Consider the following 14,887-nt stretch of genomic DNA (forward strand, 5'->3'; position numbering starts at 1 on the left):
TAGTAGTTACATCGTGGGGCACTGTCGGGCGAAGCAGCTGATAAGTGCGCCGAAGCGGCCCGTTGAGACCGCCTTTTTCCGTGTAGCAGTTACGAAAGCGGAAGAAGAAGCCTTTTTCTTTCCGAATTCAGAAGCCGCGTGATCCAGTCGGGCCGCGTCCAACTCTCAAGAGGCGAAGAGGAGCCCATCATGTCCATCAAAGGAATCTTCGTCGGCATCAACAAGCAACTCGATCCCAACATCGATGAGCTCACTGGAGCAGTGCGTGACGCTACAGCGCTTAATGCACTGTTTCTTGATTCTGTGCCCGGCTTCAGCGCAAAACTTCTGGTTGACGAACACGCTACGAAAGATAACGTATCCGAGTCGATATTCGGTACATTAGCAAGTGCTGCGGATGATGACGTCATCGTTATAAGCTTTGCCGGGCATGGATCGCCCGATGGAGGAATCGCGGTTTATGACACGCTCTGCTCCGACTTGCCGGGTACCACGCTATCAATGGCAGAGCTTGGGGACGCCTTCAAGGCGACACGGGCGCGAGCCGTACTTTGTATCCTCGATTGCTGCTTCAGTGGACACGCGCCGGCTCGCGTCCTAGAGGTTCCTGCACAACCGAGGAGCGTCTTCGCACTCGAAGGTGTCGCTGGGGAAGGAAGGATTCTGCTCGCTGCATGCACCGCGCGCCAAGTTGCATGGGAGCAACCTGGAACTGGTCATGGGCTGCTCACGCATGCCGTGATTTCAGCGATGACAGCGAACACTATCGAGCAAGTCAGCTTTCCCGCAGTAGCGGATGAGATCGTACAGATCGCACGTGTTGAGGCTCACCGAATCGGCGTAACGCAGACACCCGTGTTCTTGGGCAGCATCCAAGGAGGACTTGTCTTTCCGCGACTCGAATTTGGCGCGAATTACAGAGCAGCCTTTCCGACGCACGCCGTTGAGCAGATGGCTGGGCCTTTTGAGCAGCTGCTTGATAGCGGCTTTCCGTCACCGATCGTGGACCAATGGGCTATACGGTTTCCGGGCGGACTCAACGCCTTACAACTGCGCGCGGTCAACGACTATGGGGTTCTTGCGGGTCGTTCCCTCATGACCGTTGCACCGACGAGTTCGGGCAAAACGATGATCGGTGAGCTCGCCGCTGTCCAGTCCGTGATCGCGGGAAAGAAGGCCGTTTTCTTGCTCCCGTACCGTGCAATCGTCAACGAGAAGTTCGAGGAATTCAGCGAGCGGTACGGCGCTGCTGGGTTACGCGTTTTCCGCTGCACTGGCGATGCGACTGATTCCATCGGGGATGTGCTGGCCAGTCGCTACGATCTGGGCTTCTTTACATATGAGATGTTTCTGAATCTCGTCCTCGGCGCCCCGCATCTTCTCAATCGGATCGGGCTCGTGGTGGTCGATGAAGCACAATTCATCACGGATCCTCGCAGAGGCATCACCGTCGAGCTAATCCTGGCGTTCCTCCTGAGAGCGCGCGTTCAAGATATTCGCCCGCAACTGATTCTCTTGTCCGCCGTCATAGGTCGCCTCAATGGTTTTGATCAGTGGCTCGACATTCCGGTGCTTCTTTCACGGGAGCGTCCGGTACCTTTGATTGAAGGCGTCCTCGACCGGCATGGGACATTTCAGTACCGCGACGTTGATGGCATGACCAAAGTTGACGCGATTCTGTCGCCGCACAGCATCCGCGTACGCAAAGAGAAGCCCGGCTCACAAGACGTCATCGTTCCGCTGGCGCAAAAGCTTGTTGCCGCTAACGAGAAGCTCATCGTCTTCCGGAATCAGCGCGGGAAAGCTCAAGGGTGTGCTCGATACCTCGCCGACGAGTTAGGAAAAGGGCCTGCTACAGCGACCCTCAACGCGCTGCCAGCACAAGATCTTACCTCGGCCTCTCGTGACCTGCGGCGGTGCTTGAGCGGCGGCACGGCGTTTCACAGTACGAACCTGTTACGAGCGGAAAGAGAAGCAATTGAGCGCGGATTTCGGGATCCAAACGGCGGCATATGGGTCTTGGGGTCGACCACCACCCTGGCGGCGGGGATCAACACCCCGGCGTCGACCGTTATTCTCGCGGAGCAGGAGTTCCGTGGTGAAGACGGGCGACCGTTCACCATTGCCGAATATAAAAATATGGCAGGCCGAGCTGGCCGGTTGGGTTTCAATGAAACCGGTAAGGCCATTATCCTTGTGGATACCCCGATTGAGAGGGCTCGACTATTCCGCCATTACGTTGAAGGGACGCCGGAGGACGTGACGTCTTCGTTTGCTGAGGCTGCGCTGTCGACCTGGGTTCTTCGTCTGCTGAGCCAAGTTCGTGGAATTAAGGCGGCCGACATCCCGGCTTTGCTCGTAAACACTTTCGGCGGCTATGTGGCAGCTCGCGCGAATCCTACCTGGATTGCGATGGTCGAACCACGAATCGCGAGCTTGGTAGGACGTCTTTTGCAAACTGGGCTTGCCGAGCAAGAAGCCGACGACATCCTCCACCTGACGATTCTTGGACGAGCTGTCGGCGGCTCATCGCTCTCGTTCGAATCTGGACTGCGGTTGGTGGAGTTACTCCGCAGTGTGGATGTTGCGACGACACCTCCGTTGCACATCTTGGCACTTGTGCAGGTCCTGCAAGAGATGTCGGACATTTACACGCCGCTCTTCACGCGAGGACGATCGGAAGCCACACGCGTCAACGATGTCATCGTCCGATACGGCCACACGATTCAGCGGGCACTGCAACGATTCGCAGCTGACGAGCATGAATTCTGGCGTCGATGCAAGCGTGCAGCTATTCTCTACGACTGGGTGGAGGGTGTTTCGGTCGATGCGATAGAGCAGCGCTACACGGTCAACCCCTTCGTTGGGGCGATCCGGTACGGCGACATCATGAGCATTGCGGATGGGGCGCGGTTCCATTTGCGCTCGGCACACCGCATTCTCGCCGCGCTGTTCCCCGAGCAACCGACATATCTCGAGGGAGTGGACGTCCTGCTCACTCGGCTTGAATTTGGGCTCCCAGAGTCTTGCCTGTCCCTTCGCAAGGTTAATGCTGCATTGACACGTGGGCAGTGCTTTGCGCTGGCACAGGCGGGAGCCCAGACGCCCGAAGCCGTGCTCGGGATGACCGATGACGCGCTTGCAGCTTGCGTCGGCGATGCCATGCTGCAGCGTCTTCGTTCGATTCATGCCGAAGTGTCGGTCTAAGATGAAAAGCGACTTGTCCGGACGGCGCGCCGATTTTCTGCCAGCCGCGTGTTGCAGCAGTTGACCGCTCAAAAAGTCGAACCATTCGCAACCTTGACGCTGGCCGCTTACAGGGCGGAAAACTGAAACTGTCACAAATGGCTAAAAATCCGAAAGAGACTGTCTTCGAGACGACATTCGCGCAATACACGACAGAAATAGTGTTGGGCGAGGGTGGTGCGGGCCGAGTTTTCCGAGTGAAGGATGAGGAAGGCAACGCTTTCGCGCTTAAGCTGTTGCATGGTCAAGGAGTGACTCGCGACAAGCGCCGACGATTCAAGAACGAGATTGGTTTCCTGCAAAACACCCGGCATGACAATGTAGTGCGCGTGCTGGATCACGGAGTGCAGTCGGACGGAAAGGAAAACGCGCCTTTCTACATTATGGACATGTACGATGGGAGCCTTCGATCGCTCATGGAGCAACGCAATGGCGTGCCCGCGGCGGAGGTATTGTCTCTATTCAGTCAGATTCTCGACGGCGTGGAAGCAGCGCATCTGAAGAGAGTCGTGCATCGCGACCTGAAGCCCGAGAACGTTCTTTACCGTTCGGCGACCGGGCGACTCGCGGTCGCCGATTTTGGCGTCGCCCGGTTTAGTGCTGAGGACTTGCTCACTGCGGTCGAGACAAAGCCGACGACTCGCTTGGCCAACTTCCTGTACGCCGCACCGGAACAACGAGTACGCGGGCGGGAAGTCAATGTTCCATCGGACATATACGCCCTTGGACTAATGCTGAACGAGATGTTCACCGGCCAAGTTCCGCACGGTACTGACTATCGAAAAATTGGAGAAGCTGCGGCGGAATTCGCATGGCTCGATCCGATTGTCGAATCGATGCTCCGTCAAGACCCGGCAAAACGTCCATCGTCGATCGATGCGCTCAAGCGTGAGATTCAATTTCAGAACAGTGCGTTCGTTGGTCGCCAGAAGATCAGCCAGATTGATCAGACGGTCGTTCACGTAGACAAACTCGATGATCCGATTGTCGCGAAAGGAATGCAACTGACCGATGGGAAGTACGAGAACGGAGTCTTGAAGCTCCAATTGAGTCAGTCTGTCAACCAGACGTGGATAAATGCAATCAGGAATATGGGAAGCTACTCGTCTGTTATGGGGAAGGGGCCGGAGAGCTTCAATTTCGCTGGCACCGAGGCGAGGATCGGCGCAAGGGAAAATGAAATTCCTGATATTGTTCAGAATTTTAAAACCTGGCTTCCTAAGGGAACACAAGTTTACGCCCAGATGCTGCATAAGGAAGCCCAACAGCGGACTGCCGCAGAACGCGCAAATTTGGAGAAGCAGCGCAATGACGAAGAGGAAAAGCTGCGAATTCAAGATACCCTTAAAAAACTCTTCAGTTCCTGAAGTCACGGAACTCAGTCCAAGGTGGTGAGTATTGTTGAGCAGTACGGGTTCTTTCCTATTCTGGCTGCCGAACCAGCGATCGACGAGGATCTTCGGTGAGCGGCCGTTCCAAGCGTTCAATATTCCAAGAGGGATGCCGATCCCTGTGCCGAGTCGTCAACCTTTCCACGACTAAGTGAAAGTTCACGCCGTGGCGGCGGAGTCCACTGTCTAACGCCCAGCGATCGTCACAGCACTCAAGCGCGCTAGACATTGAGCGCTGTTCGCTCAGCTCTTCGGCGGAACTGTCGTGCTTTGTCCCTGTTCAAAGGGACTTATGGGCCTAGGTGTGGCATAGTGCTACCACAAATTTCTTGAGGAGCAGCCATGGCCACGTTGAAAGACATTCAGTCCAAAATATCTAAGCTTCAGGCCCAAGCAGAAGCCCTTGCGAAGAAGCAAACATCGGGCGTAGTAGAGAAGATTCACGAATTGCTTGAAAAGCACGGACTTACGCTCTCCGACATTGAAGAGAGTTTGCGGAATACGAGTCGTGGTCGCAAGGCAGGTACTCAGAATTCCGCAAAGAATGCGCCCGGCGCGGCGAAATATCGGGACCCGAAAACTGGAGCGACCTGGACCGGCCATGGACGCGCGCCAGCTTGGATCGCGAACGCCAAGGATCGTAGCAAGTTCCTTGTCGATGGTGATAAGGTCGTGACGCTGTCGCCAGCGAAGAAGGAGCCGAAGGCCGGCAACTATGTGCGTGGTCCCCAAGAACCAAAATATCGTGACCCACAAAGTGGTGCGACGTGGAGCGGCCGAGGAAAGGCGCCCGCATGGCTTGCGTCAGCCGCGGACCGTACGGCGTTTCTGATCAACGCGTCGGGTGCGGCCTCTTCGGAATCAACGAAACCTGCTGCGAAAAAGGCGACGGCGAAGAAGGCAGCAACGAAGAAGGCGACGGCGAAGAATACGGCGACGAAAAAGACGGCGGCGAAGAAAGCGGTAGTCAAGAAGGCGCCGACGCAAAAGTCGGCAGCCAAGAAGGCAGCCACCAAGACAGCGGCGACAAAGAAAACGACGGCCAAGAAGGTTGCGGCGAAGAAAGGTGCTGCAAAAACGGCAGCTGCAAAGAAGGCGCCGGCTCAAACCGCTGCGACTGCGACCAGCGAGGCTCCGGCGACGACTGCTCCCGTGAAGAGAGCGGCGACCAAGAAAGCGGCAGCAAAGAAGGGCAGCGCAAGGAAAGTGGCCGTCAAGAAGGTATCTCAAGCACCGGAGAGCGCGCCGCTGGTATCCAGTCCGAAACCGGAAGCCGGGGAGAGCGGTACGTCGGAAACGGCATAATTCAACGTGACTCGTCAGAAGGCAGCGTCTTCTGACGCTCTCGCGGCAATTGTCGTTCCAGTCATAACGATCACGGCGCTGCAGTTTCCGGCCACCTGGAGATCAACCCGCGCCCGGGTGGCATACATGAGGGACAGTTTTCTGTCCGCGTAATGGGACGGCGACGTTTGTGCTGATGCAGCGGGCGAAGCGCGCCGTCATGCACGTCAGCGAGCGGATCACCGGCGCGATCAATACTGGCAGCAGCGTATGTGAACATGGCGCAGGTCTGGGTTGAAGGGTATTCGGAACTTCGTGTGGAAACTGCTTCACACGTAAGCCAGCCTCTCGGGACCGAAAGGTGTCGCAGGTCTTGGAATAAGGGTCTGGCGATGTGAGGTTTGCGGTCCAAAAGAAGACCACGACGTCAACGCAGCAAAGAACGTCCTCAACACGGGGATGCATCTCCGATGCCGCAGGCACGAGACTGCAAGACGGACACTTCTCCGACAGTTTCGCGGCCGGGCGTGGCCGTCTTGCAGAAGGAATAGCCGTCCTTTAGGGCGGCGAGGGCGTCAACCGCAGATTTCGGACAATCTTTTGCTACCGGCGCGCTGAAGCGGAAGATCGACATTTCAGCGTTCATCGATGGCCGTTTCAATGGGATCGTCGCCTCGCAAAGTGAGAAGGAGGGTGTAGCATCGAAGCTGCTTAAGCAGCCCAAGCCCGCTTGAAGGAAACATCCGGCGGCGCCAGCTCCGTGGGTATCATCATCTTTCTGTCGCAATGTATTGTCCGGTCATTACACTTGGTCGCGCGAAGTCGCCTAATTCACTGAGCATCGGGACCGGAGATGCATTCGCTTCCAACAGATCGGCGACTGTCGGTGGCTGTTGACTTCCCAATGTGATACTGGTCGATTGGTGTCTCTTTGTTGGAAACACATATGGATAGAAAAGTTTTCATTCTGGCATTTTCGATAAACTCTCATTGAATAAGCGGAGGTTTCGAGCGCTGTTATTTGCATCGGCAATGCAGCGCGAATATAGTATTGACTTTATTTGCATTGCGGTGATATACCTTAATAGTCACGCGTCGGCCGAGCACAGGCCGCCCGACGAGAGTACCGCCTCTTCCAACTGAAGAGCTTCGGTGGTGACCGCCAGCGCGGACGGGTGTGACCGGTGGCGCGCTGGGGAAATCCGCACCACGGGGATGGGACCTGAGAAGCGGACGCGCTAGCGAAGCTAGAGGCGCGGGACCCGAAACAGTCTGGCGGAGCCATTGAAGTAAAAAGATGGCGGAAGGAGCACCTGCGCTAGCATGCAGGGGCCCCGGCTATGCCTAGCTACCCTAAAGTATGGATATGCTCATTAGGAGTTTCTTTCGTGAGCATGTTTTTCCATTTCTCAAAGAACATATTCTCACCAAAGGATATGCTCGAAATAAGAAAGCATATGCTCGCGTAAGCATATGCTTTGCTCTCGTCGCGCGCTCATTTATACGAAGGCCGCTGCGCGGCTTGGCAGCCAGGAAGGTAATTGCCGGGCTCGACTATCATGTGTCGCCCGTTATCGGCGCGGAGGCGTATCTGAAATGCACGGTTGAGTGCCCCTCTCGTCTGCGGGTCATTGTTCTCTCGCGGGTAGTGCTTAGCCCGTTCGCGTTTGGTGGCGTTACGGCCGCTGCGCGGCTGGCATCCAGGAGGTGGTTGTCGGGCTCTGCGCCATGTGTCGTCTGCCGCGGGTAGCGAGGCGCGTCTCGAGGGCGGGAGGTACTGCAGCGCATGGTCCGCACCTTCCTGGTAAGCGGCTTTCAGATCGCCGGGAGGGTGTCGCCCGCTTCAACGCTGTTGCGGTGCCCGGTGCGGAGGAGAAGGAACCATGCCTCTAGGCGTCAATCAACATGATCAGTCGACCGTACTCCGCCTGGAGCGCGTCGCGACCGCGTCAGGTCGGATGCCGTCGTCAGCAGCTTGCGTACTACTGCGACGATGTCATCCGCCTCACCGACAGGGGCCGGTCCGAAGCTGCCCGACTCCGTATCGCAAATCCGCGCGCTCATATAGCTCAAGGTGCCGGATAACCGTAACCTCGAAGTGCAGTTCGGGAACCGACTCTGACGTGCCGCCCGCAACCTTCGTCACGATCCAGTCGCTGCGTCGAGACGCGGATACGGCGCGTCGGGTCGCATGTTCCCGGCGTAGCTCAGCGCTTCGACCGCTGGACGCCATTCACGTTTAATACGAACAGAAATTTGCCTTTCTGCGCCGAATCAAACTCGGCGGTCAGGCTTTCGCCGCTTATTGCAAGATCCGTCTTCATGCCCGAATTGTTTAAATGCGCGCATCTCCGCCTGCTTTCCTGCAGAAAGCCGAACAATGCAACCTTTAATCGGCGCCCGCCGGAAAACGTTCAACTTATCCGACGAATTGCCGAGATAGCGTATTCTTACGTCCAAAACGTGAGACTGGCAAAAAGCAAAAGACCGCTAAGTGGGGAACGATGGACATCCAACAAGAATTGCATCAAGAAACTGGCGCCACCGGGCTGGAGGCGCACGCCTCGCTCCTGCTGGAGGTTGAAGCGGACCCGACCCTGGGCTACGCTTCCATTCAGAATTCTGTGCCGGTGATCCGTGCCTTCCGCGTAACCAACAGGGGCGACGCACCTCTTGATGACGTGGAGGTTCTGGTCCATTGCAACCCGCGTTTCGCCCAAGGTACAAAACTCCGCTTTGCAAAGCTCGCGCCAAACGAAAGCAGGCGCATCTCGCCCTTGGACTTGGCACCCGATCACGATTATCTGGCTGACCTTCAGGAGGCAGTAATCGCATCGGTCGCGGTGGTCGCACAGACTGGTGATACCGAGCTCGCCAGGATAAGTCACCCTATCGAGGTGTTGGCCTATGATCAGTGGGCAGGTACTCGAGCGATGCCAGAACTGCTTGCGGCCTACTCGATGCCGAACAATCCTGTCATCGACATTCTTATCGGCAAAGCGTCCAAGTTGCTGCGGGAGCAGCACAATGACCTGTCAATGAACGGCTACCAGTCGAAGAGTCGTGATGTCGTCTGGAAGCAGATTTCCGCCATCTACAGCACCCTGGCTGCAGAGAACCTTCAGTATGCAGAGCCGCCAGCGTCATTCGGCATCGACGGGCAGAAAATTCGAACGCCGGATCGCATTCTTGAGGGGCGCATAGCGACCTGCCTCGACCTCGCGATGCTTTTCTCCTCGTGCATGGAGCAGGCCGGGTTGCGCTCCGTCGTGCTGATAAAGGATGGCCACGCATGGGTAGGCGTGTGGCTCCATCAGGCCTGCTTCCCTGATCCTCTGACCGACGACGTCCAGGCTATTCGAAAGCGCGTGGACAGCGGCGAATTTTTGGTGTTCGAGACGACGGGTGTCGCTCAACATGCAAGCCGTCGGCCATCCCTGCGCATTGCGTTTGAACAAGGGGCTGCCCACTTGCTGGAGGAGGACACCTTTCGCTACGCCGTAGACATCCACCGGGCCCGCGAATTACAAATCCGGCCATTACCATCCAAAGTGGCGGGCATCAAGCGAACCGAGGTCCTTGATACCGATGCGCCAGCATCAATCGAACCGACGCCGGCACTCCCGCCGCTCGATCCAGAATTTTTGACGCCGCTGGATGTAATTGTCGACGAGACGCCAGATGGTCGATTGTCGAAGTGGAAGTCCCGATTGCTGGACCTGACACTGCGAAACCGCCTTCTCAACTTCAAGACAACCAAATCAACACTTGCCTTGGTCGCTCCGGATCTTGGCAAACTCGAGGACGCGATTGCGGAAGGCGTCGAGTTTCGCGTTCGTCCGATGCCCACCCTGATGGAAGGCAAGGATCCGCGGATGGCGGAGGTTCACGCCAATCGAAGCGGACGTGCGCCGCTCGACGATATGGCGCTCAATGCCCTGGCGAACAAGGAGCTTATCTCACGCGTTCCCGAGGAGGCATTAGACGGTAATCTGTTGAGCATCTTTAGTGCTGCGCGGACCGGTTTGGAGGAAGGCGGCGCCAACACGCTTTATCTCGCCTTGGGAATGCTTCGATGGACCGAGACGGAAAGCGCGGAGGCTGTGCATCAAGCGCCGATCATTCTCGTTCCCGTTTCGCTGCAGCGCCAGTCGGTACGAAGCGGCTTCAGGCTTAGTCGCCACGACGATGAGACGATCATCAACCCGACTCTCCTGCAAATGTTGCGTTCGAATTTCGAGTTGCGCATTGGAGGGTTGGATGTTTTGCCCTTGGATGAGAAGGGCGTGGACGTGGGGAAGGTGTTGCAGGTCTTCCGCCTGGCGGTCCGTGAGATTCCGAAATGGGAGGTACTTGAGCAAGCGCACCTGGGTATCTTCTCGTTCACGAAATACCTGATGTGGAAGGACCTCCAGGACCGAACTGAGCAACTGAAGGCGAATCGGGTCGTCAAGCATCTCATCGACAATCCCGGGCAGGCATTCGAAACGGAAGAGGCAGACGAGCGCTTCGAGAGGCTTGATGAGACGTACAAGCCGCAGGACCTCTTCACGCCCATGCTTTCCGACTCTTCGCAGTTGAAGGCCATCTGCGTTGTCGGCTCTGGACGAGATCTGGTGCTCGAAGGGCCTCCCGGCACCGGAAAGAGCCAAACCATCACGAACATGATCGCTCACCTGTTGGCCAACGGGAAGACGGTTCTGTTCGTATCCGAGAAAATGGCTGCGCTGGAAGTTGTGCATCGGAGACTCGAGACAGTCGGTCTGGGCCCGTTTTGTCTCGAACTTCATTCATCTAAAGCACGCAAATCAGAAGTCTTGCAGCAACTTGGCAAAGCCCTAGATTTCAATGGAAAGCGCACGAACGAAGAGTGGAGCAGGGAGGCAGAACGCCTTGGACAGCTTCGTCAGGAACTTAACGGGCTGGTCGACGCGTTGCATCAAGCGCATTCCAACGGACTAACTGTCTACGGGGCGATCGGCACCTGCATTGAGCATTCCGGCGAGGACGCGTCTCTCATGCCTTGGGCAGACGCATTGGCGCACGACCACAAAGCGGTCGCAAATTTACGCGAGACCGCGAAACGAATCGAGACACTCTCAGGCGCGCTGGTGGCGCTGCATGGCCATCCACTCGGGCACGTCGGGAGGGTCGACTGGACGCCGACCTGGCAGGACGAGTTGCTCACAGTCGCCCGATCGCTCGAACAGGCTGTTCAGGCGTTCAAAGGAAGAGCCGCCTCTGCGGTCGAAGGCAACCTGGGAATCTCCACCGCTGGGTTAAGCCTGGAAGGCTATGAGAACGTCGACCGTTTGATAGACGTTCTGCTTGGCGCGCCACAGGTACCTCAAGGTGTGACCGCACAGGCGCACGACGCCGATGCAAGGGCGCGACTTCAGATGCTTGCACGTCATGGCAAGGCCCGCAACGAACACTGGAGCAAGCTGGAGTCGGGCTGGACGGAGCATCTATCGGAACTTGGCGCCAATACTCTCAAAGACGAGTGGGCGCAAGCGTCGAATACGTGGTGGCCAAAATCCATGCTGAACAAGCGCGCCATTCGTACAAGACTGGCAGTCTATCGTTCAGACGGCAAGCGCCCGACCGGCGAAGTCCTTGCGGCGATGTTGCCTCATCTGGCAGGCGTTAACGCGGAAGACGAGCAACTTTTGGCATTGAAACAAGATGCGCAACGATTGCTACAAGACACCTTCAGCGGCGTACAGACCGACTGGGACCAGGTGTTACGACATGAACAATGGGCACAGCGTTTCTCGGATGCTGTCACCTTGATCGCGGGAGACCCGTCTTCTTCGGCAGAACTGCGAGCCAGATTTCAAAGTCTCGTCAGTGATAATCGGGCCTTGCTCCAGCCGGGCGCGGCGTTGGCCAAGGTCCTTCTCGCGTATCGAGACGCGTGGCGCGAACTGCGGGCAAAGCATTCGGCACTAGAAGCACTGGCGCACCCCACAGCGCCATTGCAGGGGCCGACTGATGCGGAGGGCGCGCTGGAGCGCATCTTGGGCATCATCGAGGAATGGCAACGAGCGAAGAGCCAGTTTATGTCGTGGTGTTTGTGGCGCAAGGTTCGTGAGCAGGCTATGCATCTGGGACTCCAGGGTCTTGTCAATTCGCTGGAAGACGGGCGTGTGCCGCTGGATCGTGTCGAGGAGCACTTCGAGTTCAGTTACCAGAGCTGGTGGTTAAAGAAGATCATCGACAAGGATCCCATTCTGCGAACCTTCTCGAGTGCCGACCACGAACGAAAGATTCGGGAATTCCGCCAGGCGGATGAGCGTTTCCAGCAGCTCACGGCTCAATACGTTGCCGCGTTGCTCGCAGGCAAGGTGCCCGCGGCGAAGGGCATGGTGGTCAGCGGCGATAGTGAATTGGGGCTGTTGCGACGTGAACTGCAAAAGAAGACCCGCCATACGCCAGTACGCCAGCTCATGCATGGTCTTCCAAGTCTGCTGCCCAAGCTGAAGCCTTGCCTGCTGATGTCGCCGCTATCCGTAGCGCAGTACCTGGATGCGGGTCATGCCCAATTCGACGTCGTGGTCTTCGACGAAGCGTCCCAGATCCCTGTATGGGATGCCGTGGGCGCGATCGCGCGTGGTAAGCAGCTGGTTGTTGTGGGTGACACGAAACAACTGCCGCCGACAAGCTTCTTTAGCAAATCTACGGAATCAGACGACAACACCGGCGACGATGCGCAGATAGAAGACCTCGAGAGCATTCTTGACGAGTGCCTGGGCGCAGGAATGAATCGTCAGCGGCTGCAGTGGCATTACCGCAGCCGGCATGAGAGCCTTATCACGTTCAGCAACGTCACTTACTACGACTCCCAACTGATTACTTTCCCGTCTCCGGTGACTGACGACGTGGCCGTACGCCTGGAGCGTGTCGCAGGCGTGTACGACAGGGGAGGCAGTCGTACGAATCGTGCGGAAGCTGAGGCTATCGTGCGCGGCATCGAGCAGCATTATCTGGATGCGAATTTGCGGCATCACACGCTGGGGGTCGTTACGTTCAACCAACCCCAGCAGGCCCTAATTGAGTCGCTATTGGATTCTCGACGTCGAAGCAGTGCGCCGCTCGACAAGGCAATCTCGGCGCAAGCGCGCGAGCCCTTGTTCATCAAAAACCTGGAGAACGTTCAAGGGGATGAGCGCGATGTCATTTTCTTTTCGATTACATACGGTCAGGATACAGCGGGCAAAATCACTATGAACTTCGGTCCGCTCAACAGCGAGGGCGGGCAGCGACGCCTCAACGTCGCGGTATCCCGGGCGCGCGAGCGGGTTGTCATTTTCAGCACACTTCGGCCAGAGCAGATAGACCTTTCGCGCGTGAGAGCCGCGGGCGTACGCGACCTGAAGCACTATCTGGAATTCGCCTTGAAGGGTCCGCGCGCTTTGCTGGAACAGTCACTACCGACGGGAATGGAGCCCGACAGTCCGTTTGAAACCCAGGTCATTAAGGTGTTGCGAGACCATAACTGGATCGTGCACCCCCAGGTAGGATGCTCGGGCTATCGTATCGACATGGGCGTTGTGGATCCTCGCGCGCCTGGTCGCTACCTCATGGGGATTGAGTGCGATGGCAGGGCGTACCACTCTGGCGCAACCGCACGCGATCGCGACCGCCTTCGTCAGGTAGTCCTAGAAGGTTTGGGATGGCGTCTTCATCGAATCTGGTCGACCGATTGGTGGTTGAACCCAGAGGTCGAGGTGCAAAAGCTACTCGTTCGTTTAAACAAACTCCTCGAGACTGACCCTGCGGAGGAGATGCAAGTAGTCGCGCCTCTCCCGGAGAACATAGAGGCCGAGATTGCTGACAGCGTTGCTTCGCCGGCTATTTCAACCGACGCGAGTGCAGCTCTCCCCAAGTACAAGGTCATCGCCCCGGCGGGAGGGAAGCCGGATGGCTTCTACGATTTGGCCCATGGTCGAAAACTCACGGAGCAGTTGATCGAAATAGTCGAGGCCGAGGGGCCAATCCATGAGAACGTTCTTCATCGCAGAATTGCTCGAGCATGGGGCTTGGAGCGGACCGGCACTCGAATCGTTGACCGGCTTCGGATGCTGACGCCTCGCGAGCTGAGTAGAACGTCGGAGGGCAACGTGACCTTCTACTGGCCAGCAAAGGTAAGTCCGGCGGAGTGGACGTTATTTCGCGAGGCATCCGATGACGAGCCTTCACGTCGAAAGGTCGATGATGTGTGCCTGGAGGAGTTGGCCAACGGAGTGTTGCACGTCTTGGGGCAGGTGGGGAGTGCACCAAGGTCAGATGTCGCCAAATCCGTTTGCCGACTGATTGGCATGGCACGGACGCCAGCAGATGCCGAAGCGAGAGTTGGGCTGGCAATATCGCGCCTGGTTGAAAGAGGAAGCGTCGCCGAGGAAGGGAGTGTAGTGAGGCTACCCTGACTGTCCGCGTTGGGGCAGGCGGCCGCTTTCGTCATGCACGTCCGCTCCGACGCGGATGCCATCGACGTGGTCCGCACGGCGGGCGCCAGCGACGCGTACGCGAGCACCGCGCTCGGGAACCGCATCGTGGCGGAGCGCATTGGCGACTTAGTTGTGGCGGTCGACCATGAAGCCGGCGAGAATGACAACCGTGCCGTCGCGGTCGGTGCGTTCTCGTTTAACATGTAACAAGAGCAACGTGAATCTGATCGGCGCGGTGAACAGGCAACTGCGCTCATATCTCGGCTCCCGGGCGCACCGAGCCACGATGGGAAATATGGCTTCTCCAACAAGGAGATTAGCCCGGTACTTGCCTCTTTGGCCAATCCGGGGCTATGCCGGATGGCTCTCTGGTGCGGCGCCCCACCGGCTTCAACGCGTCAAAGAGGCTTAGGAACGAGTGAGAAATAACTTCCCGGCGGTGCTGGGTGGTGGGAAGCGGCACTGTTAAGATGCAATGGATCCGGAGGATAGACGATGCAGGCTGGTTACAGGGCT

The 14,887-nt window shown here is 57.4% G+C and carries 5 protein-coding genes; all 5 read left to right on the forward strand.

What is annotated here, in order from left to right:
- Window positions 1–189: 189 nt before the first annotated feature.
- The gene (locus AWB78_RS34960; protein ID WP_062611198.1) at window positions 190–3,207 is read left to right on the forward strand and encodes a DEAD/DEAH box helicase; all 3,018 of its coding nucleotides are present in this window, start codon (window positions 190–192) and stop codon (window positions 3,205–3,207) included.
- Window positions 3,208–3,344: 137 nt separating this feature from the next.
- A complete protein-coding gene (locus AWB78_RS34965; protein ID WP_062611193.1) occupies window positions 3,345–4,613 on the forward strand; it encodes a serine/threonine-protein kinase in 1,269 nt (422 codons plus the stop codon).
- A gap of 366 nt (window positions 4,614–4,979) precedes the next feature.
- Window positions 4,980–5,942 carry an H-NS family nucleoid-associated regulatory protein gene (locus tag AWB78_RS34970; RefSeq protein ID WP_063959061.1) on the forward strand — a complete coding sequence of 321 codons (963 nt, stop codon included), beginning with the start codon at window positions 4,980–4,982 and terminating at the stop codon, window positions 5,940–5,942.
- Between the two features lie 2,483 nt (window positions 5,943–8,425).
- On the forward strand, window positions 8,426–14,350 hold the full coding sequence (gene proA, locus AWB78_RS34975; RefSeq protein WP_062611194.1) for an anti-phage protein ProA: 5,925 nt from the start codon (window positions 8,426–8,428) through the stop codon (window positions 14,348–14,350).
- Between the two features lie 33 nt (window positions 14,351–14,383).
- A complete protein-coding gene (locus AWB78_RS34980; protein ID WP_157697718.1) occupies window positions 14,384–14,578 on the forward strand; it encodes a hypothetical protein in 195 nt (64 codons plus the stop codon).
- Window positions 14,579–14,887: the final 309 nt, after the last annotated feature.

Origin of the sequence: Caballeronia calidae (assembly GCF_900044055.2) — a bacterium.
Lineage (GTDB): Bacteria > Pseudomonadota > Gammaproteobacteria > Burkholderiales > Burkholderiaceae > Caballeronia > Caballeronia calidae.